This is a genomic window from Mesotoga sp. BH458_6_3_2_1, assembly GCF_003664995.1.
Taxonomy (GTDB): Bacteria; Thermotogota; Thermotogae; order Petrotogales; family Kosmotogaceae; genus Mesotoga.
In genome coordinates this window covers 77,258-102,165 of the sequence record NZ_JFHL01000002.1, presented here as the reverse complement: position 1 = coordinate 102,165, position 24,908 = coordinate 77,258, and the positions used below count along the sequence as shown (strand labels likewise).

Sequence of the window (24,908 nt, the reverse complement as noted above, 5' to 3'; positions counted from 1 at the left end):
TCCTCCAGGATTCTATTCAAACATTTTCTTGAGTGAAATGTTGTAAGGTGGCCTTGCAATTCCCTTTTCCGTGATTATTCCGGTTATCAAATTCCATGGAGTTACATCAAAAGCGGGGTTCAAACATTTTACATTGTCGGGAGCAATCTGGTAGCCTCCTAAGTGAGTTATCTCGCGGTGATCTCTTTCCTCTATGGGGATTTCATCTCCTGTAGGAGTTGAGAGATCCACAGTACTTAAAGGAGCAACTATGTAGAAGGGAATTCCATGTCTCTGAGCAAGAATCGCCACTGAATATGTCCCTATCTTGTTTGCTGCATCACCATTTGCTGCAATTCTGTCCGCTCCCACTAGCACTAGATCTACCAGTCGCTTCTTCATTACCCAACCAGACATATTGTCACAGATGAGCGTGACGTCGACTCCCGATTGCATGAGCTCCCACGCCGTCAATCGAGCCCCCTGAAGATAAGGACGTGTTTCATCGGCGTAAACGTAGATCTTCTTACCCTGTTGAACAGCAGCACGCATTACTCCGAGCGCCGTACCGTAGTCAACTGTTGCAAGGGCGCCAGCGTTACAGTGAGTGAGTATTCCATCACCGTCTCTCACAATTGCTGCACCGTTCTTCCCTATTGCCTTGTTGATCTCGATGTCTTCACTGGCTATTTTCAGTGCTTCGCTTTCGAGAGACGCAATCAGACCTTTCCTTTCCAGCTTTCGGAGCTGGTTAAGCGTCCTTTCCATTCTATCAAGAGCCCAGAATAAATTCACAGCAGTAGGTCTGCTCTCTGAAAGTCTTTTCTTGACCGATACCATGTGTCCGAAAAACATCTCTTCAGAACCAGTTCTAGCCTCTCTTGCACCGAGAAGATAGCCGAATGCTGCACTTGCACCTATTGCCGGCGCACCTCTGACAACCATATTTTTGATTGCAAGATATACGTCTTCGTGAGTTAAGCATTCAACATACTCTTCCTTTGAAGGAAGGCTTCTTTGATCGATGAGTATCAGTCTGTCTTCTTTCCATTCAAGCGTCATGCTCTTGAACTTGCCCACTACAGCTTCACCCTCTGAACAATCTCTTTCACAGTCTCTCGATAGGCGGCTTCAAGCTCGGAACCCCTCATGTGTGTCACTATACTCTTACCAATATCCGAAAATCCTACTAGCGCCGGATCAAAGGGAAGGGAACCTAGAAGCGGAATATCAAAGAGATTCTCAAGGTCCTTTCCTCCACCCTCTCCAAACAGCTTTATTACCTCTCCACAGTTTGGACATTTCATGTATGACATGTTTTCAACAATGCCGAGAGGCGTTCTGTGCATGGTCTTGACAAGATTTATCGCTCTTTTCACGTCCTGAACCGCAACGGCCTGAGGTGTCGTCACCACAAGCGCCATTATGTCGGAAAGAGTCTGGAGAGCAGTTAGCGGCTCGTCTCCTGTACCTGGAGGAGAATCAATAATGAGAAAGTCGAGTTCGCCCCACGCAACGTCACCCAGAAACTGGTATATTGCCGTAGTCTTCATAGGACCTCTCCATACTACCGGGGCATCATCTTCAACAAAACTGGAAATGCTTATAACCTTGAGATTCGGCAGGACCTCTGGGGGAAAGATCTGATTCTCAATAACCTCAGGTTGTTTCTTGAGTCCGACCATTCTCGCCACATTCGGACCGTGAAGATCAATATCCATGAGACCAGTTCTGAATCCCTCATCGGCAAGAGCCAGCGCTAAATTCACTGCAACAGTGGATTTACCCACTCCTCCTTTTCCTGACATCACAAGTATTTTGTGCTTTATTGACTTGACATTGTTTCTTATCTTCTCCATTGCTTCCGCCATCTCTTGTGGATTCAATTTTCTTCACCCTCATATTCAATCCTCATTGCAAGATCTACCGAGTTCTTCAACATAGCAGAGACAGAGCAGTATCTTTCCTGCGAGAGATTAACTGCCTTTTCAATCTTGTCCTTCGGAAGATTCTTGCCGGAGAAATGGTAGACGAGTTCAATATTTGTGAAGACTTTTGGATGTTCTTTAGCATACTCATAGTTTGCAGAAATCCAGTATTCGTAGTCGTTGACCTTCATCTTGGAGAGTATGGAAACAACGTCCATCGACGTGCACCCCATCAATGCAGCCAGAACCGTCTCCATTGGGCTTGGTGCAGACCCATCTCCACCTGAAGCTTCCTTGGCGTCCATATATATATCATGACCTGAGGGGGTTTTTGCGTAGAAGGCCATCTTTCCTATTCTCTTAGCAGAGTATTCCATTGTCTCATCTCCTCTCAAAAAAAAAGGGCCTAAGCCCCTTTTAATTTCCGTTCAGTGCCGATTTGGCGATCTCGCAATACTCCCTAAACGTATTGAAGTCATTGACTGCAAGGTCTGCAAGCATCTTTCGGTTGATGTTCACACCAGCGATTTTCAAACCATGGATCAGATCATTATACTTAGTGCCTGCGATTCGCGCACCGGCATTGATCCTGGTTATCCAGAGTTTCCTGAAATCTCTCTTTCTTATCTTCCTTCCCGCATAGGCATAGACACCGGATCTTATATAAAACTGCTTTGCCAGCCTGTACCTTCTGCTCAAGGCACCTCTATAACCCTTCGCGGCTTTCAGATATTTCAGCTTTTTCTTCTTTGAATTTACTCCACCTTTTACACGCATCTAAATCTCACCTCTCAAAAGGGTCAAATGCCCAGGCTTTTCTTGACTTTCTTCTCGTATCCGCCTTCGACCAGCTTCCATTTTCGAGCCTCTCGGCGACTGCTTTCACTCTTCTTACCGGTATTATGACCAGTTCCTGATTGGTTCCTCATGATCTTTCCACTACCGGTAACCTTATACCTCTTGGCACTTGCCTTATGAGTCTTCATTTTTACTTTGTTGCCCATTATCTTTACCTCCTTGAGGAGCTGCCTTTGGCTTAAGAATCATCCACATATCTCTTCCCTCCAACTTTGGAGGCCTATCGATATCGGAAATCTGCTGTAGCTGATCTGCAACTCTTTCGAGAATCTCTCTTCCTTTATCTGAAAAGACGATTTCCCTGCCTCTGAACATTATGACGACCCTAACTTTACTTCCCTTTTCAAGGAATTCTTTTATCCTGTTCGTCTTGGTCTGGAAATCATGCTCATCAATCCTGATTCTGAATTTCATCTCTTTAAGCTGTGACTGCTTGGTCTTCTTCTTTGCTTCCTTCTTTCGCTTGTCCTTTTCGTACTTATACTTTCCGTAATCCATTATTCTTGCAACCGGCGGATTTGCCGCAGGCGCCACAAGAACTAGATCTAGACCCTTTTCTCTGGCATTTTTAAGCGCTTCTGATGTCTGAACAACACCCAGCTGTTCCCCGTTAATGTCAACAAGTCTCACCGTCTTCGTCATTATTTCATTGTTTTTCGGTGTTGAATCACCTCTTGCGATACTACATCACCTCTCATATAAAAAATTGGCGGAATAACCCGCCATGTCAATAACCTATTCTTAAGGTATTGACCCCTCAACCTTCGGGCGGGGGTGGGAGAAAATCTCCACTTAATTTACACTCTCTGGTGAGCCGTGCAGGGATCGAACCTGCAACCTATTGATTAAGAATCAATCGCTCTGCCTGCTGAGCTAACGGCCCACTAACGGTATTTATTGTATCTCATGGGAATGAACCTGTCAACCGGGTTTCAAACGTATAGATCGTCTCTTAAGTTAGAAAAATACCCGTGAGAATCACGACTCTCGTTGAATCGATATCTCTTGACAAGCTTAGTGTCAACATCGGCAAAAGCAAAACCTTCTGCGCCACCACAATCTGCAATGATTTCCCCTGAAGGCGAAACGATTCTGCTTTCTCCGACAAAGTTCATAGACTTATTCGATCCAACTTGACTGGCTGCCGCAAGGAAGCACCCGTTTTCAATTGAACGAGCTCTGGTCGCAGTATCGTAAATCAACCTTCTCTCTCTTCCAAAGGCGAATGGAACTAAGAGAACCTCGGCTCCTTGCCTGCAGAGTTTTCTCGAGATTTCGGGGAACCCGATTTCATAGCACATAAGTAGTCCAAACTTCACACCCAAATACTCAAAAGACTTGAATTCTTTGCCAGGAGTGAAGACTTTTTTTTCATCGCGGAAAAGGTGAGTCTTGTTGTAGTAGATCGCTTCAAGATAAGGAAGCATTATTACAGCGGAATTGAAAAGACCGACTTTCGTCCTGTTCACCATTCCACCGACAATAGCAATGTCATTGTAATCGGCAAGCGCCGAAAGGATCTCTTCTGTCTCCTCCTGCATCTCGACTGCATTGTTGACGGTGGCTTCATCCGTTCCATATCCGCTGTTGAACATCTCGGGAAGAACAACAATGTTCACATCCTCTTCAACAAGACTCTCAATATAGCTTGTCGCCTTCTCCAAATTCTCGCCCGGCTCATCATTGTCTGCTTTGAACTGAACAATTCCAATTCTGATTTTCTCCGTTCTACTCATACTTATCTTCACCATCCCACTCAAAAGGAGTCCTCACAATGGGCTTCAGAATCCTTCTAAGATCCTGAGCTGCAACTAAAATCATTAGAACCGCAGCAAGCACGATTCCGCCACTTCCCAACCTAAAATTCGCGATTCTGCCTATCGCCACTCCAACAAGAGTCCAATACAAAAGTGAAAAGGCAACCGCCAACGGCTTCTTATGGTGAAAAAGTCCGTAGAATCCCGATAATGCTTGCGCCGCGGCGAGAATAAGAACTTCACCTTCGTACATTGTGCCAGTTGTATCCTGAAAGAAGCCAAATAGTAGAACTACATAAAAGAGAATAAGGGTAAGGTTCTGAATTTTCGAAACACGAACTGTCTTGCTTCCAAGAATCATACCCGTAAAAACTAGAAAGGCAGCTATCGCCGAAAGCAAAAACGAGTAATTAAGGAACGGCATAAGAACAAGTGGAACGAGAGAAAAGATGATTCTGTATAGCATCAGTATCCGTTATCTTCCAGCCACTTCTGCGCCTTTTCCTTCGACTCCTGACCTTGAACCACGAAATCACTCTGAATTTCCAGTTCAAGAACCTTCTTGTAGTATTGTGCGGCCAAATCTTTCTTTTTCCATACCTGATAAAGTAAAGCGAGCTCGTAGTAACTGTTGATATATGCAGGATCATTTTCAATGGCCTTCAGGAATCGTTCTTCCGACTTTCCGTAATTTCGGTATGGCCAGGGAGTATCTCTATCTCTCATTCCTTTAGCAATAAAGGGAAATGGACTGTCTGGCATCAGTTCCATAGCCTTATCTATACTCTTATCGAAGTCGGTTATCAGGAACATAGATTGGATTATCCCCGCCATCTGAGCAAGCTGTCCTATCGCCGCACCTTTTACATAGTAGGCCATCCCATAAGAATCGTCCATTTTTATTGCCTTTTCTGCAAGTTCCCTTGCCTTCTTATAGTGAGTTTCTCTATCTTTCTTGTCTTCTATCCAGTTTGCATACTCTCTGTGAGAATCCGCAAGCAACGTGAGAATTTCTATGTCTCCTAGATCCTCTGACTCGAGTCTCTCTATGAAGCTGGTCATCAGCCCAGTGTTCTGTACCGCCCTTATCTGAACAAATTCAGATTGGAGCGTCTCGAAATCAGAAGCAATAAAAAGCGATGAAAATAGAACCAAGAAAGAGATTAATAGCAGTTTCTTCATGTAAAGGAACACCTCCTTAGTAAGATTATATGATAGGAATATTATATAACTACAATGGAAAAAACAACCCGGAGGTATTTCATGGATAGATTCGTAGTAGTGAGATATGGAGAAATTGCTCTAAAGCAGGGAAACAGAAAACTCTTCGAAAAGGTCCTGTCAAACAACATAAAGAGACAATTAGGAAAGTCGACTGTAGAAAGGATCCGGGGGCGAATAATAGTCACTGTGCCTTCTGACAAGCTGCAAACAGCCACGGAAGTAATGTCTCGGACATTCGGAATCCAGAACTACAGTTTGGGGACGTGGACAACTTACGATCTTGAGGACATCTATCTGACTTCCACAGACCTTGCAAGGAGGGAGGTCGAGAGAGGGAAAAGAACCTTTAAGGTGGAGACCCGAAGGCTCGACAAGCGATTCCCTTTGAAAAGCATCGAACTGAATCCTCTTGTTGGGGAGCGGATTCTTGAAAAGATCCCCGAAACTTCTGTCGATCTTCACAATCCGGATTTCAAGATCGAGATTGAGATAAGAGATGAAGGAGTTCTCATTTCATGCGGAAAAACGACCGCTAACGGAGGTCTACCTGTTGGAGTAAGTGGTAGGGCTATTCTGCTGCTTTCTGGGGGAATCGATAGTCCTGTGTCCGGTTGGCTTGCCCAGAAGAGGGGATTAGATCTTGACGCCATTCACTTCTCCAGTCCACCATACACGGGTGAGAAGGCTTTCGACAAAGTTCTCTCTCTTGCGAAATCCCTTTCTCTCTACAATGGAGGCAGGGAGTTTAGACTATATTCAATTCACTTCACAGAAGCTCAAATCGCCGTTCACAAACATGTTGAAGAGAGATACAGTCTTATCTGTCAGAGAAGGTTAATGATGAAGATCACAAACAGAATTGCTGAAAGGAACAGGATAATCGCTGTCGTGACTGGAGAGAACCTTGGTCAGGTGGCGAGTCAAACTCTCGAGAACCTGAGAGTAATTGAAGAACAGACAGATTTGATAGTGCTTAGGCCTTTGCTTACTTACGATAAAATCGAGACAATAGAGCTTGCCAAGAAAATAGGGACGTTTGAGACGTCAATATTGCCTTATGAAGACTGTTGTACGGTGTTCGTGCCATCGAGTCCCGCAACAAAGGCAAGACTATTCGACATCAACCGGGTAGAAGCCGGGCTGGACTTTGAGGACCTGACGACGAGGGCCCTCAACAAGTCGAAAATGTACAGAATGAAGAACGGCGAGATATTGGAGGTAGGGGGAATTGAGATTCCTGAAAAAGCTACTTAGTCTGGTAGTTACTGTCTGGATAGCCGTGCTTGGAGTCCTTTACATCTGTGTCTATGGCGGAATCGTGATCCTTATTGGGAACTTGATAGGCAAGATAAAAGGGAAGAAAGAGAGAAAGACTTTCATCTCAAGAGAAGTCTCGAGATTTGGCAGAGCGGCCTTTGTACTTTCGGGATCAAAGGTAAGGGTAGCAGGTAGGGAAAATGTGCCCCAGAACGGACCAATGGTAATCGTCGCAAACCATCAAAGCGCGTTCGACATACCGCTTATTCCGGGCTACGTCTATCCGGAAATTTCTTTCATAGCAAAGAAAGAGTTGTCGAAAATTCCAGGTGTCAGCTGGTTCATCAGTGCTCTTGACGGAGTATACATTGAGAGAGGAAACAGATCGCAGACAGCAGGTGCTATGAGAAAGATCTTCAGAATACTGAAAGAGGACGGGACGATTCTGCTGTTTCCGGAAGGAACTCGAAGCACAGCCGGAGAAATTGGAGAGTTCAAAGACGGGAGTCTTTCAATACCTTTCAAGCTTGGAGTTAAAGTCATCCCTGTAGCTCTAGACGGAACTCGTAATCTTCTGAAGAAGAACAGTTTCCTTATCACTCCGTCAAGGATCTCTCTTGCCATATCTAAGCCTGTTTTACCGGAAGACTTCGCTTCCGAAAAAGAGTTCTGCCAAGGAGTCTATAATATAATTGAAGATGCACTGGAATCACTGAGAAACTGAGGTGAATTTTATGTTGCAGGTAAGACTCAGGGGATTGGCCCTAGACCAGAGTAATTCCCCAGTAGTCATACTGGAAGTTGAGAAGACAAACAAGGGGTTTGGAATATGGATTGGCCCATTTGAGGCAGAGGCTCTTGCCCTTGCTGTTAGTGGAAAAGACTTTCCAAGGCCTTTGACATATGATCTCTTTCTTAATACAGTCGCTCAACTTGGGGGTAATTTCGAGAAGGCAGTTATCGGTCAGGTAAAAGACAATATCTATTACGCGACTCTACATTTGCAGGATCGAAACGGTCAGTTTTACGTGATAGATGCTCGCCCATCTGACTGTCTGGTGCTCGCCGTTAAGAAGGGTTTCCCGATTTTCGTAGAAGATGCTGTATTCGTTGAGAGTTCTATCGACCTAAGCAACCTTCAGACTGACACTCTTCAGCACGGTCCGGAAGAGGAAAATGAAGGCTTCAAGAAGTTCGTTGAAAACCTTGACATTGAAGAGCTCAAAAAACACTTCAGAGGAAAAGACGAGAACAATGAATCTAGCTGAATTTACACCCTTTTTCAATATGAATCTTAGAAGGTTTCTCGATGAACTGGACCTTTATGAACCATTGAAAGAAGTAGTCTCTTATACTCCTATGGCTGGTGGAAAGAGACTCAGAGCATATCTTGTCTGGGAACTAGCTAGGTTCACTGGGTTCGGCGAGGAAAATGCCATAAAGACAGGTATTGCCGTAGAACTCTTCCATAGCGGAAGTCTGATCCACGATGATCTGCCTGCGGTAGATAACGATACTATGAGGCGGGGCTTACCATCTAGTCACGTTAAATTTGGTGAGTGCAAAGCCATATTGGCAGGGGATTTTCTCATGCTGTATCCCTCAGAACTCCTCTCTTCACTAGATATAGAAAGCAGTTCTAAGCTGAATCTCATGAGACTCTGGCAAGAGACTTCTCTTGAGGTAGTCAAAGGTGAGTTCGAAGACGTCTTCCCCGTAAACAAGTCAAGAGAACAAATGGAAAGAATTCACGCTGCCAAGACGGGTTCTCTTTTCGGCTTCTGTTTCGCAGCTCCGTTTGCGGGAAAAGAGGAAGAGAAATTCGTTCAAATGCGCCAGCTGGGGCTGAGATTCGGCAAGTTGTTTCAGATGATGGATGACATAAAAGATGTAACATCTACAAAAAGTGAACTTGGAAAAACACCGGGAAAAGATGGTAAACAAGACAAGCTCACTATACTCTCGTTCGAATCCATTGAGGAAGCTCAGACGAAAGTCAAAGAGATGTTTCTCGACCTTCTGGAAGAAATCGACGAGTTCTATGATCTTTCAAGAGAAATGGTAAGTGTTTACGACTTGATTGCCAGACGCTGAATCAAAGTCCAAAGAATCTGGACTTCAAAGCTCTTCTGAAAGCTGCCGCATCAGAGTACCTTTTCTCTGAGAGCAATGCCATTGATTTGTCGAGAATTCGCTTGGCTCTTCTTGAAAATGTGTCGAAGATGAGAGGAACTCCCTTAACTCTTTCTGTCGAAGGAACAGGATCCTCTCCGCTCTGCAGAAAGTATAGAATCCCCCCAACTGAATACACATCCCATGAGTAGTTTGGAGGAGAAGAAGAATAGAATTTCTCGGGACAAGTATAGCTGAGGGATACCACTTTCGCGAGGGAATTCATAAGGTACACATCTTTTAGACATGCTGCGCCGAAATCCATTACTTTTATTCTTCCATCATCTGTGAGCATTACGTTGGTAGGTTTCAAGTCGCCGTGGATATAGCCTCTTTCGTGAATAGACGAGACTCCTTTAAGTATGCTTTCCACCGTTTCAAAAGCCTCTTCATCGTTCATCACACCTTCGTCTCTCACTGCGTCCTTCAAAGTTTTTCCACTTATTAGCTCCATCACATAGTAAGCGGTGTTATTCTCTGTGAAAAGATCTAGAACCTTAACAACTCTGTCATCTTCGATTCTGGACATTATTGTGAATTCTTCGGAGAAGGAAGAGAGCTTGTCGAAATAGATCTCTCTCAGGTCATCGCTCACCGGCTTGACATTGTTGCCTTCTCTTTCTACGCCTCTGGGAAAGAACTCTTTCACGGCGACATTATTTCCCTTGTGAAAGTCAGAGCATAGATAAGTTAAACCGAATCCACCTCTGCCCAACGGCTTGATAACCCTGTAACGCTTCTTCAAAATTGTACCTTCACTGAGGTAGTATTCTATTGTCATCACCTCTAGTAGAATAATATCATCATTAATGAGAAAGGTGGCAGACGAATGTTTGTTGATTTTCACTGTCATTCAGACCATTCAGATGGAACCAACTCGGTTGCTGGGATAATTGAAGAATCCCTCGATAAGAGAATTATCGCTCTCTCGATAACAGATCACGACACTCTAGCCGGTCAAGTTGAAGCAAGCGAGCTTTCTTCACAGATGGGAATAAGATACGTAAAAGGAGTAGAGATTAGCTGTGATTTTCACGAGACTCTTGACATCCTTGGTTACGGAATGATTTCATCGGCTGCGTCTATCGAAAACAATTTAAAAGAAGTCAGGCTGAAAAGAGATCTCAGGAATACCAGAATTCTCTCAAGGCTGAGATCCCTAGGAGTTCATATAGCGGATGAAGAACTCGAATATTCTTTTCCTGGTGAGAGTCTCGGAAGACCTCACATAGCAGATCTCATTGTGAAGAAGGGGTACGCTGATTCAATAGAAGAGGCCTTTTCTCGGTTCATCGGAAGAGAGGGAAGAGCATATGTAGAGAAAGAAAAACTATCGATAAAAGCCGCCATAGAACTCATCCTTTCTGCCGAGGGCATTCCAGTCCTAGCTCACCCTCTTTCGATGACGCTAGATCGCAATCGAACTGTAGAGATGATAAGAACAATGAGGTCTTACGGTCTGAAAGGAATAGAGGTATTTTACAAGACATACGATATAGAAACGAGAAATGAACTTCTTGAGATCTCGAAGGAACTTGATCTGCTTGCCACAGGTGGCAGTGATTACCATGGAGAACACAAAAAGAATCTTGAACTCGGGATCGAGATTCCTGATAACTTTGTCTTTAGGTTCCTTGAATCTCTACCCTCCCACGATCGCTTTGATAATCAAGACCTCTGAACCATCATCAAGAAAACTATCCAGATCAGCCATTTTCCTATCCTTTAATACTATGTACCGATCAGAATCAACGTCCAGACTGATAAGAAGCTCTCTGACTGAAATTCCGCCTTCAAGATCTAGAACTTCATCTTCAAACTCTACTTTCATCATCGTTCTCCTAATGAGTAACTTGCCAAAGCAATCGAGGCGAGTTTTGAAGGAGATGAGTCGGCCCTTGATACAATAACAATCGGTGCCGAGGCACCCAGAATTAGCCCCGCAATCTTTCCGCCCGCAAAGTAGACGGCCGATTTCCCAAGGAAGTTTCCGCTAGCAATGTCAGGCACGACAAGTAGATCTGCCCTGCCCGCAACTGGACCGCAAACCTTCTTTATTTCCGCTGCGAATGATGATATTGCATTATCGATTCCAAGAGGGCCATCTATCTCACAATCTATTATCTGTCCCCTCTGGCCCATCTTCGAGATCACTGCAGCCTCAAGGGTTTCTGGCATGTCTTCATTTACTGTTTCAACAGCAGCTACCAATGCGACTTTTGGCTTTTCATAACCTAGTGATATCAAAAAGGATACTGCATTTTCGATTATAGATATTTTGGTCGGCAGGTCTGGGCGAATTACCATTCCACCATCCGTAACGAAGACTATCCTATCAATTGCCGGGACTTCAAGAGCGGCAATATGGCTCAGGATCTTTCCGGATCTCAGCCCCCATTCTTTGTTGAGAACTGCCTTCAGCAGTGTGGAGGTCTTGACAAGACCTTTCAATACTATATCGGCATATCCGGAGTTCACCAGCCTGATACCCTTCTCACATGCTTCCTCGGGACTTGAAGCACTCATAACCTCTCCCTTTAGTCCTTCTTCTTCGAGGATCTCATTCGTTCTTTCTTCATCACCTACGAAGACTGGCATCGCTATTCCCTCATCAAACGCAAATTTTAGAGCTTTGACTCCTTCTCTGTCTTCCGAACCAACAAGTACAACTCTTCTTGGACCCTTGGCCTTAGCCAAAGAAATAAGCTCAGAAAAACTTTTCACAGAAAATCCTCCTTGCTCAACAGTTTCTATAGGCAAGTATACCCTATGATAGAGTACTGATTGACTCTCTTTACGCTAAATCAGTATCTTCTCAAGAAAGCTGAAAAGGTAGAGCATTTCACTCCAGCCTCTGGCAAGATGGGCAGAAATATACCTTTCCGCCAAGATAGTTTTGCCTTCCTATCGTTCCGCCACATCTAGGACAAGCCTTGCCAAAAGTCGCCCTTCCAATGATTGTCTTATACTTCCCTTCAACTCCAAAGAGGTCCTTCTCAGAATCTCTACCACCATTTTCAGTCATATCTTTGAGAACGGTCTTAATCGAAGAAAACAACCTCTCTTTGTCACCATCAGAAATCTTACCTATCTTTATTCTTGGATGAAGCCCGGCAGTCCAGGCTATATCTTGAAATACACCGTTACCCAAACCCGGTATCCGCTGCTCAGTTGCCAGGAAGGCCTTTAGACTAAGCGAATCGGCCTTTTCGAAGTCAAAGAGCTTCGAGAAATAGTTTTCATCGAAATCCTCACTGATAGGTGACGGTTTCTCCTGTGCCACAAAATAGTACTTGTTGTCAAAATCACCTTCTTCGAAGCACCATAACCCTCCATAAAGCTGAACGTAAACACTCAGGGATGAACCGTCGCCGAACTTCACTGTGAGCTGGGACTTCACTTTTGGCTTCTGATCTTGAGAGTAGAACCTAGGGGCGGCTCCATCTGAGAAAACCAATCGCCTCCTGTCGGCGGAAATTTCTACCATTCCACCTATTGCCCTGGCCGAAGAAAAAAACGAACCAATCAACAGTTTTTGATATTCGATTGGATCTCCAAGATAGAAAGAGAACTTGCCTGGATTCTCAGGCACTTCAACTCCGTCAACTATCTTACCGGAAAGAGTCTCGTCTATCTGACTCGCAAGCACAAATGCTTCGGGAATCTCTATCACAATTCACCTCCACAGAACGTAAGTTGATCAAAATTGAGGGGCCTCGCCTTGACGTCGAGCTTGACAATCAATTTTGTTTCAGACCTGTTTACATTTGCGAGCCGGCTATTCTAAGAAAACAGCAGGGAGAGTCAACTTCAAAAAGAAGAAGCCGAAACAAGCTGCGCGCATCCAAAACGGACACACTAATCTAACTTATCTTCGGCCTCAGAAACTTCATAAAAGGCGGACCCAAGTGTTCGTTCCAATCTTGATTCTCGTGTTTACTCTGGAGACACTGCTCCTACCACGAGAATAAGCATACTTACTTAAAAGCAACAGAAATCGAGAAAAAACTGTTAAACACCAAGATCCTTCTTCATCTGTTCAAGCTCTTCATCAACTGCAAACGAACTCTTGGCAGCGTACTTTTCTTCAAGGGCCTTTGCCTTGTCAATAGTCTCGGTGTTCAATTCTGCCATGGCATTGGCCTCATCTAGCATTTTTTGGGCCTTGTCTTCCAATCTTCCTACTGCGTCCATTGCTCCCTGAGTCTTTCCAGCAGAGGAAGTCACTTCGTTTATCTTCTTCTGAGTCTTGGCAACGGCCACCTTAGCCTTTATCATCGACCGTTTAGACTTGAGTGACTCAATATCTGAAACAAGTTTGTCGTGCATCTGGCGCATCTTCACAGCGTTCTCGTGAGCTGCTGCGTAAGCAGTCATAAGACCGGCTCCTACATTCTCGAGTTCCTGCTTCTTTGCTATGAAGACCTTCGCATCTTCTTCATTTTTTGCCAGCAATGCCCTCTTTGCAAAATCCGCGTATTTGGCCACTTCACCCATGTTTTCATCGACTAGACGCTTTGTTCTTGTTTCCTCTGCGATTACTCCCGCCGTCCCTCGCTTCACTTCAGCGAGATCTTCACTAAGTTCGCGAAGATGCTGATCAATCATCTTCGAAGGGTCCTCCATTTTGTCCAGCAGAGCATTCACGTTTGATTTGATAATGTCGTTGAACCTGTCAAGAATACCCATTTCTTCCTCCCACAACTAGCCTGTATAAGGCTTTGAAATAGTTTGCACTATCAGAGAACTAAGTTTTGTCATCATCATCATATTTCTTTGTCAACTCTTCTACGTCCTTATCACCGAATTTCTCGAGCGGTGTGTTCAGAATCTCTTCGGTCTGCTTGGCCTCAATGTTCTTCTGGCGCTTCACATTACTCCACCAGAAAAGCAATAGCGCAACTAGTGCAATAACTCCTATGATAATAAACACTGGAATCCAGGGTGATCTGGTAACAGTCATTATCCTGTCTGCCGCGTCAATGAATGCCTTGGCGAAGAACTCTTCATCGGCGAAGTTGTCATAATAATAATACTTGTCTATGTAATCGAGAAGGATATCGGCAGCCTCGTCGTCGATAACTGTCTTCGCCTGATTACCGCATATATATCTGTCCATATAGCCGTCGCCATATTCGAAGAAGACTACTAGGCAGTGAGCTTCGTCTGTGAATAGCCTATCGTAAAGACCGCTGGCGAAATCCGCGAGGTCATCTTCAGTTGGATAGTGAGAGCCGTTTACAGTATCTGTTATGTACAGATAAGGTTGAACGCCCGTCTCCTGATAGAAGTGTTTCATGCCGTTTATAAGAACAGAGTCTTTGTTAATCCACCCGAGCTCATCTGTATAATACCCGGTTTCGTTAACCGATCCTTTTGGCAGCGGTTCTCTCGCGATCGTCGATTTGGTGATCTCAACATTACTGGTATTACTTCCACAAGAGGAGAAGGTCCCTGAGACAACCAGTACAATCAGTATTATAGCGATAACGATCACACCAAATGCAAAGACGCTGCAGCCACTGCATCCGGCACATCCGGCAGTATTCACTCCAGACCCACCCGTAGTCGGCCTCTTGAAACCTCCGACAGGAATTCTGAAGGGCGATGTAAAAACCTTTTTGCGCGAAGAACTACCAAAGGTTCCTGAAGGGAAAGAGCTACCCGGTCTGCTTGAAGTGCTTCCTCTAGAGCTACTCGAGCTACTGCTTGAGGACCGACTGCTTCGACTGCTACTAAACGATCCTCCGCTTCTTCCACCGCTACTTCTGTTGCTCGATGACGACCCGCCGCTACTTCTTCTAGCCATTGCTTATCTCCTTTCGGGTAAGGAATCCTCTCTGCTAATTATAGGCCAAAGGGCTGAGAAATGTGTATAATGATACGAGTATCTGAAGATATTGCTGTCACTCAAACAAATGCTGATAAAGAGAATCATGCATCAGACTTTCTTTAGAATTGTGCTAACATTGATCCCCGTTGTCGAATCAACTATCACAATTCGTGCAGTGCTTTCTTGTCCAGAAAACATGGATTCATAGACGTAACATTCAGCAAGAGACTCTCCCAAATCGAAAAATCTTGAGTTAGTTCATTTTGAGGTAAAAACCATCTCAACATACTTCAAAAACTTGCAAGGAAATTGAACTATGAAGGTTTGTGAAATGGCCATCCGATAAAACGCTTATTTGAGCGATTCGCCATCTTCCTTGGCTTTAAGACTTTTCGCTCAGCTTCGGTAAAGAATACGGCAGGAGCCACCTGGCGAATTCATGAATGAGTTCAGATAAGAGTGGTGTTCATATTGTCCCACTCAAACGACTCATATATGCAGCAGCCTATGCGATTTGGCTTCTTTGCTTTGCCAGTCTTCATTCCATGTTGAATTAACCACTCATGTGATGTTTCCTGTACTTATCGTGAACCATTTCGTTTGCCAGGTCAGCAGTCTCAGCGGGGTTTTTGTTCTGACAATACCACTTCGGTTAAGGACTCTATTAACATTAGTGCAACCGCTATTGAGCTGTCCCCAAAAGTGAAGTTCATTAGGATGTTGAAACTCTTTCTTGCCACATCCTTCGAAGCAAGAAGCTATTCTCTAAACTGGGGCACCTTACCTCCTTGCTTTTCGATCTGTTGCCGACACATCTCCTTCAGCGTTATTTTCTTGCGACTGTAATGAGCGACAGGTTTGAAAATCTCCCTAAGATGTTCATCGGTAAGTTGTTCTAGTTCATGCGGAGTCGAAACCTCAGAAAAAAGTTCAACAGCCGCACGAATTACTCTCTTTGTATGCGTCATCGTCGAGAGAGTTACCGAAACACTGTTCTTGAACGGAGTACTGTTCACTCCGTCGGACATCCACTCATTGTCATGTTCGCTGAACAACGGGTAATTCTGGCTCAGTATATCGAATACTTTTTCTATTTGACTTCTGTCCATCTCACTCTCGAGATCCGTAATCACTTTTGATAGATCTTCTAAACGGATCGGTTGAGCTCTACGACGACATCTTCATATCTTATAGGTGCTTGTTATCAAATAGTTCTCAATCTTTTGGCAGACCATATACTTCTCCACTCTATAAGACTATCGTTACGTATTCTCTGAACCTCATCCCAAAGACTCTCAAATGACAATCCGAACCTCATCCCAAAGACTCTCAAATGACTATAGGTTTATCTTTTAGAATTAGAAAGGATAAAACACCCTGGTTATCCGCTTGATGAAGGCTTTGATATTAGTACCTATCTTCTCTCATGTAGACAGACCGTCTCAATATGGCCTGATTATGCGGTAGTGTGCTACTCCCTTGGTTCCAATGCGCCAAAAAACTGCGTTTCATAGAGTTCGGTGTAACCGCCACCAGCTTCCAGTAAGTCAGTATGAGTGCCTCGTTCGGCAATACGCCCTTCTTTCATGACCAGGATCTCATCAGCCGCCAGAATGGTGGAGAGACGATGAGCTATTATGATGCTGGTTCGGGTGGAAATGAGGGGGTCGATAGCTTTCTGGATCAGCTGTTCGGAAATGGAGTCTAATGATGAAGTCGCTTCATCGAAGATCAACACAGCCGGATCTTTGAGAAGCGCCCGAGCAATGGAAATGCGCTGTTTTTCTCCGCCTGACAGCTTAAGTCCGCGATTTCCAACCAAAGTGTCAAAGCCTATGGGCTGCTTGCTGATGAAATCGTAGATATTCGCCTTGATACATGCTGACACGAGTTCATCTTCCATCGCCATCGGCTTTGCATACAGTAGGTTGTCCCGTATGGTTCCGTTGAACAGATACGTCTCCTGTGTCACGATGGCAACATTCTGGCGGAGCCATCCGAGATCGAGTTTTCGGACATCGATACCGTCAAAGGTAATACTACCTTTCGATACATCATAAAGGCGCGGGATCAAGTTGCTGATGGTACTTTTACCGGATCCGGAGGGACCCACAATGGCAATGCTTTTTCCGCTTTCTAGGGAAAAGCTGACATCCCTTAGGATCGGCCGGTCTGGCTCATAGGCGAAATCAACGTGAGAAAAGTTGATATTTCCCTGTGCAGAATGCGGCACTACGGCATTCGGATCACTGGCAATGTCAACGGGCAGGTCAAAATACTCAAAGATGCGTGTAAACAGCGCCATGGAGCGGATCCAATCCACCTGGATCCCCATGAGTGAATTCACAGGAGAATACATTCTGCTCAACAGTGCGACCAATACCGTGATGTCGCCCACCGACAGATCCGAACCGTATCAGATTATCAGCAATCCTCCCACCAGATAGATCAGCATGGGACCGATGCTGGCAAAGGTACCCAGTATGACACGGAACCAACGGCCGGCCATTCGTTCACGGATGTTCAGTCGAATCATCTGATGGTTGGCCACTTCGTAACGGGTGATTTCAGCCTCCTCCCGGTTGAACAGTTTGACCAGGAGCTGCCCGCTCACAGACAGGGTTTCATTCAGGATACCGTTGACTTCATCGTTACGGGCCTGAGCTTCCCGTGTCAGGCTCCAGCGGGCCTTGCCCACCCGCTTGGTGGGCAACGTGAAGAACGGCACGATGATGATACTGATAGTGGCAAGAATCCAGTTCTTCTGATACATGGCCAGCAGAGACACGCCTAGGGTAATTATATTGGAGAGGATGCCGGTCAGAGTTCCCGTGATTAGTTGCTGGACACCGGAGATATCGCTGGTCATCCGGGTGATGATCTCACCCGGATGGTTGGTGGTGAAAAACTGGTGCGGCATGGACTGCAGATGTCGATACATGCTGTTGCGCATATCGTAAGTGATGTGCTGTCCGATCCAGGTGTTGAGGTAGCTCTCAAGGACACCGATGAGATTAGCTCCCAAAGTCACGGCCAATGAGATCAGAAGCAGGCGGACCAGCAAGTTCAAATCACGGCCAATAAGTCCTTCGTCGATAATCCGACCTGTTAGAACGGCAGGCATAATAGACAAGACCGACGACATCAAAATAGTCGCCACCACCAGCAGCATTTGCTTCCAGTATGGTTTTAAGTAAGATCCGATGCGCAGAAGGAGTTCCCGTGTGATTTTTGGCCGGTTGATCTTTTCTTTCTCTGACAGGAAGCTCCATCCAGACCGCTTGGTAATCCCCGGCCTCAGTTCCATGAAAGATCACTCACTCCTATTAGCTTCGTTCCCGTGACATCCTTCGGATTCCTGAAGCCCTGTCTCCGAATCGCTGAGGGCTTCGATACCATCAGCTAGTTTGTTGGCAAGCCCGATCATATCCCTGACTTCATCCTCGGTGAGGATCTGACTCACGGATTTATAGAACTGCTTGCGTTCAGCGTGGATCCTCTCTAAGTGAGCTTCTCCTCTTGGCAACAACCGAACCAGAAATACCCGCTGATCCCGAGGATCCCGCTCCCGACTGATTATTTGCTCGGTTTCCAGACGTATCAGTTTCTCGTTGAGAGAAGATGGTCGGATCTCCAGCAGAGTTGCCAGTTCCCGCGTCGATATGCCTTCCCGATCACGAATCATGGACAGCAGGCGATAGACTCCTCTGCCCAGATTCGTCCGTCTGGCCGGCCGCCGACGCAACAGACGCATGACACGGTCCAGGGAAGCCAGCATGGCTTCATTGGTATTGTTGTCACTTGCGTTTTTCGATTTCAAATATATCAATCCTCCTTTGTAACAGGTACCTGTTGGTTTGATAATTACATTATACAACAGGTACCTGTTATTTGTCAAATCATTCACTGATTAACGTTTTAAGCCTGATATCAAGGTTAAACCCTCAAATTCAGTAATTTTACAAAAATCAATATGAGACTCCCGAACCAATACGAGGAAATGTTTACTTACATTCAGTAAGAGCCTTTAACAATTGACAATACTGCGTCAAAATATTTCAGGGTGATACAAATGGCAATCAGATATGAAATTGCCGCAGAACAGAAGACAAAATTGAAGAAGCGAGCAAAGCAAGCGACTAGGCAATCAAGGCCTTAGAAGAATCAACAGCCAAGTCCAAGATATAAAGTTTTCCTCAGGTATCACCCAAGGGATTGTTCCTCAATTTTAGAAAAGTTCGACATTTCCACGTCCCCCCACGTGTGGAGGTACACGAAAAATTCGAGCGATTTCATTTATTTGGGATTTCCGTGTTTCTAAAAACTGTGCCTGTTTGTTCCTGTGAGATCCCAATCTGTTGATATTTCATGCCTTCCTCAAGCACTGCTTCCTTGATAGGCCGTATTCCAGCTTTCGTTAACTTTCTGTGGATGTTTGATCGTTCCCAGATATTCAAGTACTCCTTCCAGTGTAGCCCCATTAGCGAAAAACTGCGCTCCATAATATTCACAGGCAATCGCCATAACAATCGCGTTCATGGCCATGGAAATCGGAGAATACCGCACAAGTCCACCGAATTCTAAGCCAGGAATGTGACGTAAATCGTAAATCGCTGGCGGAAACGTAATAATAAAACGTCTTCTAGTCTGTTATTCATCTAATCTGAAGTTACACAGTAATTCTATCAACTCACCAAGCCAACATCCAACTTGTCTACTCAGCCTTTAACCTTAGCTATCTTGGATAAGCTCCCACAAAGCAAAAAAAAAGCCGTGATTATCATCCTGGCCGAAACCGGAACTCAAATCACGGAAAGTCCTTTTATAGATACATTTCTACACTTTTACTTCTCTACCCTCGACATCAAGACAACAGTCTCAACATGCCATGTCTGAGGAAACATATCAAATGCCTTCATAGATGAAATTTCAAATCCTGCTTCCATTAGCTTTGCAACATCTCTTGCGAGAGTTGCAGGGTCACAAGAGACATAGAAGATTCGCGAGGGCCTTGCCTTTTCAAGAAGTTTGATACCTTCACCCACGCCAGCTCTTGGAGGATCTAGAATGACAGTCGAAAACTGCCTCTCATTTGATTTCAAGTAATCTATGACGTCACTCATAACGAGATCAATTCCGAACATTCCATTTAGATTCGCGTTGGCTTTGAGTGCCTTTACCGAAACGGGATTCGACTCTACTGACGTGACCTTCTTCATCTGATTTCCAATGGTGATCGAGAAGGTACCAATACCGCTATATAGATCAAGAAGAGAATCACCGACCGATTTTCCCATTTCATTCACTATGTGCTGAACTATCAGTTCAGTAACTTCCAGATTATTCTGAAAAAATGCAACAGGAGGAACTTCAAATCTCTTCGCAGAAAGATCCTGTTCCAGGATACCCTCTCCAAAAAGAGTTCTTGATACTCCCCTCATCACAACTCTGTCATTACTGTTCATTATATGAACGAGAGTTGAAACCTCGCTCAGTCTTTTCTTTACGCTATAAACTATATGGTCTTCATCCGGGAGTCGTTCACCCTTCGTAACAAGAATTGCCATAACCTGACTTCGATTGCCTCTCAAAATCAGGTGCTTAAGTTCACCCTTTCCGTTTGCCCTGTTGTAAGGTCTTAGAGACGTCTTTCTTAGAATATCTTCAAAGACCGCTCTTGTCTTCTCGAAATTTCTCAAGCCCAAGACACAATTCCGACAATTCACAGGGAACTTGCTGTTTCTCCTGTAAAGACCAAGGGAGAGTCCCTTCTTTCCCTGATAGCAAACAAATTCCATTTTCAGCCTGTAATTCACTTCTTTCGGAGAGGGAACAATCTCAAAATCATCAACTTTGATCTTTCCAACTCTGCTGAACTGCTCTCGAATAATCTCTCTTTTCCAGTGGAGCTGTTGAGAATACTCGAGCGTCTGCCAGTCGCATCCGCCGCATACTGGGAAGCTTGTACATAGTCTTTCCCGTCTTGCATTTGAGGGAGTTACGATCCTTTCGGTCTTCATCAGATGGAAGTCGTTCTTTCCTTCACTTCGGCTTGCAAGAACCACTTCCCCGGGGTAACCTCCGTCCAGCAAGGCAACCTTACCTTCTCTCGTTCTGGCAAGAGAGTACCCTCCAGCAATAAGCTTCTCTATCTTCAGTTCTTCCATCACATACTATCGGGAGCTTCCACTCCAAGTAGATCTAGCCCGGCTTTCAAAACATTCTGCAGAGCCTTGCACATTGCCAGTCGAGCCCCGGAAAGAGCCGGGTTCTCTGGATCAACAATGATGTTTTTGTTGTAGTATCCATGAAACGCCCTTGAAAGATCCTCCAGATAAGAAGTCAGACGATTTGTCCTGTAGTCTGTCACTATAGAATCTAGAATCTCAGGGAAGATGGTTAATAGCTTGATGATTTTTCTGTCTTCCTTAGTATTCAGCAACTTCAATGAACTCGTTGATATCATCACATTCTTCTCATCTGCAGTCCTAAAGACATTGCTTATTCTTGCGTTGGCATACTGGACGTAAAAAACAGGATTGTCATTCGACCTCTGCCTTGCCAGATCTATATCAAAGAGCATGTGAGTGTCAGGATCGAACATCGCGAAGAAATATCTCGTCGAATCCACTCCCACGGCTTCAACTAGTTCATCCAGAGTTGTGAACTCCCCTCTTCTTGTAGACATCTTCACCACTTCACCCTCTCTCTTGAGGTTTACATACTGGTGAATAATCACGTTCAAAAAATCATCATCAATATCGAGCGCTTTCATCGCTGCTTTCATTCTGGGTATGTGACCCATGTGATCTGCACCCCAGATATCGAAAACTTTCTTGAACTTCCTCTCGTGCTTGTTGTAGTGGTAAGCAATATCTGTCATGAAGTAAGTGTTGGTACCATTTGACCTAACTAATACCTTGTCATCATCTTCAACAAACTTCGATACCTTCAGCCATCTTGCTCCTTCGGATTCGTATATCAACTCCTTACCTTCCAGAGATTTGATAACGAATTCAACCGTTCCGTCTTCAATAAGAGAACTCTCATAAAAGATATTTTCAAAGTCTACTCTCAGCCTCTTTAGGGTTCCCAAAATGTCTTCGAGCATCTTATCAAGCGCATACTTCTTAAAGAAAACTTCTGATTCATCGTTCCAGCTCCCTTTGAAGCGATCACCAACTTCATTTGCGAGTCCTTGCGCAATCTCAACCAGATACTCGCCTTGATAACCATCCTCAGGAAGTTCTTCTTCCCGGCCTAGGAGCTGATTGTACCTTACCCACAGAGATCTCCCAAGAAGCCCTATCTGTCGACCCGCATCATTTATGTACATCTCCTTCTGAACCCTGAAACCCCTTGAAGAGAAGACCCTGCATAAAACATCGCCGAATACTGCCTGGCGTCCATGGCCAACAGTAAAAGGCCCTGTTGGGTTGGCACTGGCAAATTCGAATTGAATATTTGCTTCGCCCTGTTTCTTCCAGAAGCCTGGCTCTTCAAGGATTTTGGCCAGTACAGAAGAGAGATAATCTATGGAAAAATCGACGTTTATGAACCCGGGTCCAGCCACCTCAACTCTACTGTAATCTGATTCCTTTCGCAGCTTTTCGGAAATCGAAACAGCGATTTCTCTGGGACTCCTCTTGAGAGATCTTGAGAGAATGAAGGCAACATTGGTCGAGAGGTCACCGTACCCTTCGGGAGGTATCTCAATCTTAAAATCTACTTCCTCTTCTTTTACACCGAACTCTTTTAACAAGCGCTTCATTGTGCTCTCCAACTTTTCTTTGAACAAAGGTCACCTCCATATTAGGGCAATATACCTTAGCATACAAAAGCATAACACCGCATTGTTGTGATATGGTTTAGTCTACGTTTCCTCGCGCCCATAAACACAATTGAAAGCAAGGACTTATATATGTATTATATTAGAGATAACCAAAACAAGGAGGGTTAAGATGGGCGTAAACCTTAAAGGAAAGAGCTTTTTGACACTACTTGATTTCACAAGAGATGAGATCCGCTATCTACTGGATGTTGCGAGGCAGGTGAAGGTAGAGAAACGGGCTGGAACTCCGACCAGTAGATTCACCGGCAAGACACTGGCAATTGTATTTGAGAAGCGGTCGACAAGAACAAGAACTGCCTTTGAAACTTCTTTTGGAGAAGAGGGAGGCCACGCGGTATTCCTCTCAAAAGATGACATTCACCTTGGAGTCAAAGAGGATCTGAAGGATACTGCAAGAGTCCTTGGAAGGATGTTCGATGCGATAGCGTTCAGAGGCTTCAAACAGGAAACAGTTGATGTGCTCTCTCAGTGGTCAGGGGTCCCTGTGTACAACGGTCTTACTGATCTGTACCATCCGACTCAAATCCTAGCAGATTTCATGACGATCGAGGAGAGCCTGGGCAGCCTCAAGGGTCGAAAGCTTGTCTTCGTTGGCGATTCCAGAAACAACATGGCTAACTCTCTTATGATAGGTTCTGCGAAGATGGGTCTGCATTTCGTTGCATGCGGCCCAAAGAGCCTACACACAGACCCAGCGATAGTTGATAAGTGCAGTGAGATTGCGAAAGAATCTGGAGCTAAGGTTGAGGTTACTGAAGACGTGGAGAAGGCACTGATGGATGCCGATGCGGTTTACACCGATGTTTGGGCATCTATGGGAGAAGAAGCAAAGCTTCAGGAAAGAATAGCCCTGTTGAAGCCCTATCAGGTAAATACTGAGATGATGAGAAAGACTGGAAAAACAGAGACGATCTTCCTTCACTGCCTCCCTGCAGTTAAAGGAAATGAAGTAACTGAAGATGTCTTTGAGAGTCCCGTTTCAAGAGTCTTTGAAGAAGCAGAGAACAGAAAGCACACAATTAAGGCAGTTATGATAGCCACACTGCTGTAGGGGGCAAAATGAAGAGAATTGTTGTTGCAATAGGTGGGAATGCGCTCAATAAGCCAAATGAAAAACCAACCGCAGAAGTAATGGAAAAGAATTTGCTCTCGACAACCTCCTATCTTGCTGATCTTATCGAGGAAGGGTATGAGCTGGTTATTACTCACGGAAACGGACCTCAAGTGGGCAACCTGCTGGTTCAGCAGGACATCGCCAAAGAAGTATTTCCACCCTTTCCAATTGATGTTAACGATGCGATGACTCAGGGTTCGATCGGCTACTTGATTAGCCAAACCTTGAACAATGAACTAATCAAGCGCGATCATAGGAGAAACATTGCTTGCGTTCTAACTCAGATAGTTGTAGATAAGAATGATCAGGGCTTTCAGAAACCTTCGAAACCTGTAGGACCATTCTATGATGAAGATACTGCTAAGGAACTTGAGAGAACCAAGGGCTGGACCGTAAGGGAAGACGCCGGAAGAGGCTTCCGCCGTGTAGTTCCTTCGCCAATTCCTCTTGATGTTCTTGAGATTGAGCCGATAAGAGAGATGATTGAGGATGGAACAATAGTGGTTGCTGCAGGCGGTGGCGGAATCCCCGTCGTCAGAGATAAGTCAGGGACGATCAGCGGAGTTGAAGCAGTTATAGACAAGGACAGAGCCTCAGCATTACTTGCAAAACTAATTGAAGCAGACGCTCTAGTAATCCTCACCGGAGTAGATCATGCCTACATAAACTATGGAAAGAAAGACCAGCAGGAACTGAAGGAGCTGACTGTTGAGAAAGGCCTTGAGTTGATGGAAGCTGGCCACTTTGCAAAGGGAAGCATGCTCCCAAAAATCGAATCCGCAATCGATTTTGTTTCTAGAACGGGAAAGGAAGCAATAATAACCTCTCTGGAGAAGGTAGACCTGGCACTTAGAGGAAAATCGGGTACAAGAATTGTTCCATGAATAGAAGCCGGGTATTCCCGGCTTCACTGTTCATTTTCAAATACAATGTG

27 protein-coding genes, 1 tRNA gene and 2 pseudogenes are annotated in these 24,908 nt (G+C 44.9%); 8 read left to right on the top strand and 22 right to left on the bottom strand.

Going from position 1 to position 24,908, the window contains the following annotated elements; translation table 11 throughout:
• Positions 1-12: 12 nt before the first annotated feature.
• From mtnA to Y697_RS00715, 10 genes are all read right to left on the bottom strand, one after another.
• Complete coding sequence (gene mtnA / locus Y697_RS00760) at positions 13-1,041, bottom strand: S-methyl-5-thioribose-1-phosphate isomerase (RefSeq protein WP_121550321.1); 1,029 nt, start codon at positions 1,039-1,041, stop codon at positions 13-15.
• 17 nt (positions 1,042-1,058) lie between these two features.
• Positions 1,059-1,838, bottom strand: a complete 780-nt coding sequence (locus Y697_RS00755; RefSeq protein WP_259462241.1) for an Mrp/NBP35 family ATP-binding protein — start codon at positions 1,836-1,838, stop codon at positions 1,059-1,061.
• A gap of 23 nt (positions 1,839-1,861) precedes the next feature.
• Positions 1,862-2,284: an OsmC family protein gene (locus tag Y697_RS00750; RefSeq protein WP_121549803.1), complete on the bottom strand. Its 423-nt coding sequence runs from the start codon at positions 2,282-2,284 to the stop codon at positions 1,862-1,864.
• Positions 2,285-2,324: 40 nt separating this feature from the next.
• Positions 2,325-2,684, bottom strand: coding sequence for a 50S ribosomal protein L20 (gene rplT / locus Y697_RS00745; RefSeq protein ID WP_121549802.1), 360 nt, complete (start codon positions 2,682-2,684; stop codon positions 2,325-2,327).
• A 23-nt stretch (positions 2,685-2,707) separates the two neighbouring features.
• Positions 2,708-2,911 (bottom strand): 50S ribosomal protein L35, encoded by a 204-nt coding sequence (rpmI, locus tag Y697_RS00740; RefSeq protein WP_006491740.1) that lies wholly within the window; start codon positions 2,909-2,911, stop codon positions 2,708-2,710.
• Positions 2,880-3,446, bottom strand: a complete 567-nt coding sequence (infC, locus tag Y697_RS00735) for a translation initiation factor IF-3 (RefSeq protein ID WP_259462290.1) — start codon at positions 3,444-3,446, stop codon at positions 2,880-2,882. Before infC ends, rpmI begins: the two co-directional genes overlap by 32 nt.
• Before the next feature lie 126 nt (positions 3,447-3,572).
• Positions 3,573-3,648, bottom strand: a tRNA-Lys gene (locus tag Y697_RS00730).
• A gap of 49 nt (positions 3,649-3,697) precedes the next feature.
• Complete coding sequence (locus Y697_RS00725; RefSeq protein WP_121550319.1) at positions 3,698-4,501, bottom strand: carbon-nitrogen hydrolase family protein; 804 nt, start codon at positions 4,499-4,501, stop codon at positions 3,698-3,700.
• Positions 4,494-4,946: a hypothetical protein gene (locus Y697_RS00720; protein WP_259462240.1), complete on the bottom strand. Its 453-nt coding sequence runs from the start codon at positions 4,944-4,946 to the stop codon at positions 4,494-4,496. Before Y697_RS00720 ends, Y697_RS00725 begins: the two co-directional genes overlap by 8 nt.
• A 41-nt stretch (positions 4,947-4,987) precedes the next feature.
• Entirely contained in the window at positions 4,988-5,704 is a 717-nt protein-coding gene (locus Y697_RS00715; RefSeq protein ID WP_121549799.1) for a tetratricopeptide repeat protein, read from the bottom strand.
• Between the two features lie 81 nt (positions 5,705-5,785).
• On the opposite strand from Y697_RS00715, the gene thiI reads away from it, so the two are divergent.
• From thiI to Y697_RS00695, 4 genes are read left to right on the top strand one after another with little or no spacing between them, the layout of a single operon-like run.
• Positions 5,786-7,000 (top strand): tRNA uracil 4-sulfurtransferase ThiI, encoded by a 1,215-nt coding sequence (gene thiI, locus Y697_RS00710; protein WP_121549798.1) that lies wholly within the window; start codon positions 5,786-5,788, stop codon positions 6,998-7,000.
• Positions 6,975-7,727, top strand: coding sequence for a 1-acyl-sn-glycerol-3-phosphate acyltransferase (locus tag Y697_RS00705; protein WP_121549797.1), 753 nt, complete (start codon positions 6,975-6,977; stop codon positions 7,725-7,727). Before thiI ends, Y697_RS00705 begins: the two co-directional genes overlap by 26 nt.
• A gap of 10 nt (positions 7,728-7,737) precedes the next feature.
• Entirely contained in the window at positions 7,738-8,271 is a 534-nt protein-coding gene (locus Y697_RS00700) for a bifunctional nuclease family protein (RefSeq protein WP_121549796.1), read from the top strand.
• Positions 8,258-9,097: a polyprenyl synthetase family protein gene (locus Y697_RS00695; RefSeq protein ID WP_121549795.1), complete on the top strand. Its 840-nt coding sequence runs from the start codon at positions 8,258-8,260 to the stop codon at positions 9,095-9,097. The genes Y697_RS00700 and Y697_RS00695 overlap by 14 nt, the downstream gene beginning before the upstream one ends.
• A 1-nt stretch (position 9,098) precedes the next feature.
• On the opposite strand, the gene Y697_RS00690 is transcribed toward Y697_RS00695, so the two are convergent.
• A complete protein-coding gene (locus Y697_RS00690) occupies positions 9,099-9,920 on the bottom strand; it encodes a serine/threonine-protein kinase (RefSeq protein WP_259462239.1) in 822 nt (273 codons plus the stop codon).
• Between the two features lie 84 nt (positions 9,921-10,004).
• Between Y697_RS00690 and Y697_RS00685 the strand changes: the two genes are divergently transcribed.
• Positions 10,005-10,856: a PHP domain-containing protein gene (locus Y697_RS00685; protein ID WP_121549794.1), complete on the top strand. Its 852-nt coding sequence runs from the start codon at positions 10,005-10,007 to the stop codon at positions 10,854-10,856.
• On the opposite strand, the gene Y697_RS00680 is transcribed toward Y697_RS00685, so the two are convergent.
• The 5 genes from Y697_RS00680 to Y697_RS00660 form a co-directional block, all read right to left on the bottom strand.
• Positions 10,818-11,006, bottom strand: coding sequence for a MoaD/ThiS family protein (locus tag Y697_RS00680; RefSeq protein WP_121549793.1), 189 nt, complete (start codon positions 11,004-11,006; stop codon positions 10,818-10,820). The two genes, Y697_RS00685 and Y697_RS00680, sit on opposite strands and share 39 nt — an antisense overlap.
• The gene (locus Y697_RS00675; protein WP_121549792.1) at positions 11,006-11,899 is read right to left on the bottom strand and encodes a bifunctional enoyl-CoA hydratase/phosphate acetyltransferase; all 894 of its coding nucleotides are present in this window, start codon (positions 11,897-11,899) and stop codon (positions 11,006-11,008) included. The genes Y697_RS00680 and Y697_RS00675 overlap by 1 nt, the downstream gene beginning before the upstream one ends.
• Before the next feature lie 118 nt (positions 11,900-12,017).
• Positions 12,018-12,848: an endonuclease VIII gene (locus Y697_RS00670; RefSeq protein ID WP_121549791.1), complete on the bottom strand. Its 831-nt coding sequence runs from the start codon at positions 12,846-12,848 to the stop codon at positions 12,018-12,020.
• A 338-nt stretch (positions 12,849-13,186) separates the two neighbouring features.
• Positions 13,187-13,864: a PspA/IM30 family protein gene (locus Y697_RS00665; protein ID WP_121549790.1), complete on the bottom strand. Its 678-nt coding sequence runs from the start codon at positions 13,862-13,864 to the stop codon at positions 13,187-13,189.
• A gap of 58 nt (positions 13,865-13,922) precedes the next feature.
• Positions 13,923-14,726, bottom strand: coding sequence for a hypothetical protein (locus Y697_RS00660; RefSeq protein ID WP_259462238.1), 804 nt, complete (start codon positions 14,724-14,726; stop codon positions 13,923-13,925).
• A gap of 25 nt (positions 14,727-14,751) precedes the next feature.
• Here Y697_RS00660 and Y697_RS14875 point away from each other — a divergent pair, with 25 nt between their 5' ends.
• Positions 14,752-15,054 carry a hypothetical protein gene (locus tag Y697_RS14875; RefSeq protein ID WP_259462237.1) on the top strand — a complete coding sequence of 101 codons (303 nt, stop codon included), beginning with the start codon at positions 14,752-14,754 and terminating at the stop codon, positions 15,052-15,054.
• A 712-nt stretch (positions 15,055-15,766) separates the two neighbouring features.
• Here Y697_RS14875 and Y697_RS00655 read toward each other — a convergent pair.
• The 6 genes and pseudogenes from Y697_RS00655 to argS all read right to left on the bottom strand — a co-directional run bounded on the left by Y697_RS00655 (position 15,767) and on the right by argS (position 22,806).
• Entirely contained in the window at positions 15,767-16,117 is a 351-nt protein-coding gene (locus tag Y697_RS00655) for a hypothetical protein (protein ID WP_147433176.1), read from the bottom strand.
• Positions 16,118-16,479: 362 nt separating this feature from the next.
• Positions 16,480-18,315: pseudogene (locus tag Y697_RS15110) on the bottom strand (ABC transporter ATP-binding protein).
• 6 nt (positions 18,316-18,321) lie between these two features.
• Positions 18,322-18,828: a MarR family winged helix-turn-helix transcriptional regulator gene (locus Y697_RS00645; RefSeq protein ID WP_121549787.1), complete on the bottom strand. Its 507-nt coding sequence runs from the start codon at positions 18,826-18,828 to the stop codon at positions 18,322-18,324.
• Positions 18,829-19,217: 389 nt separating this feature from the next.
• Positions 19,218-19,613, bottom strand: a pseudogene (locus Y697_RS15105) (phage portal protein); the annotation flags it as partial.
• A 239-nt stretch (positions 19,614-19,852) separates the two neighbouring features.
• Positions 19,853-21,175 (bottom strand): 23S rRNA (uracil(1939)-C(5))-methyltransferase RlmD, encoded by a 1,323-nt coding sequence (gene rlmD, locus Y697_RS00635; RefSeq protein WP_121549786.1) that lies wholly within the window; start codon positions 21,173-21,175, stop codon positions 19,853-19,855.
• Entirely contained in the window at positions 21,175-22,806 is a 1,632-nt protein-coding gene (gene argS / locus Y697_RS00630; RefSeq protein ID WP_121549785.1) for an arginine--tRNA ligase, read from the bottom strand. The genes rlmD and argS overlap by 1 nt, the downstream gene beginning before the upstream one ends.
• A 163-nt stretch (positions 22,807-22,969) precedes the next feature.
• Here argS and argF point away from each other — a divergent pair, with 163 nt between their 5' ends.
• Positions 22,970-23,911, top strand: a complete 942-nt coding sequence (gene argF / locus Y697_RS00625) for an ornithine carbamoyltransferase (RefSeq protein WP_121549784.1) — start codon at positions 22,970-22,972, stop codon at positions 23,909-23,911.
• Between the two features lie 8 nt (positions 23,912-23,919).
• Positions 23,920-24,858 carry a carbamate kinase gene (arcC, locus tag Y697_RS00620; protein ID WP_121549783.1) on the top strand — a complete coding sequence of 313 codons (939 nt, stop codon included), beginning with the start codon at positions 23,920-23,922 and terminating at the stop codon, positions 24,856-24,858.
• Positions 24,859-24,908: the final 50 nt, after the last annotated feature.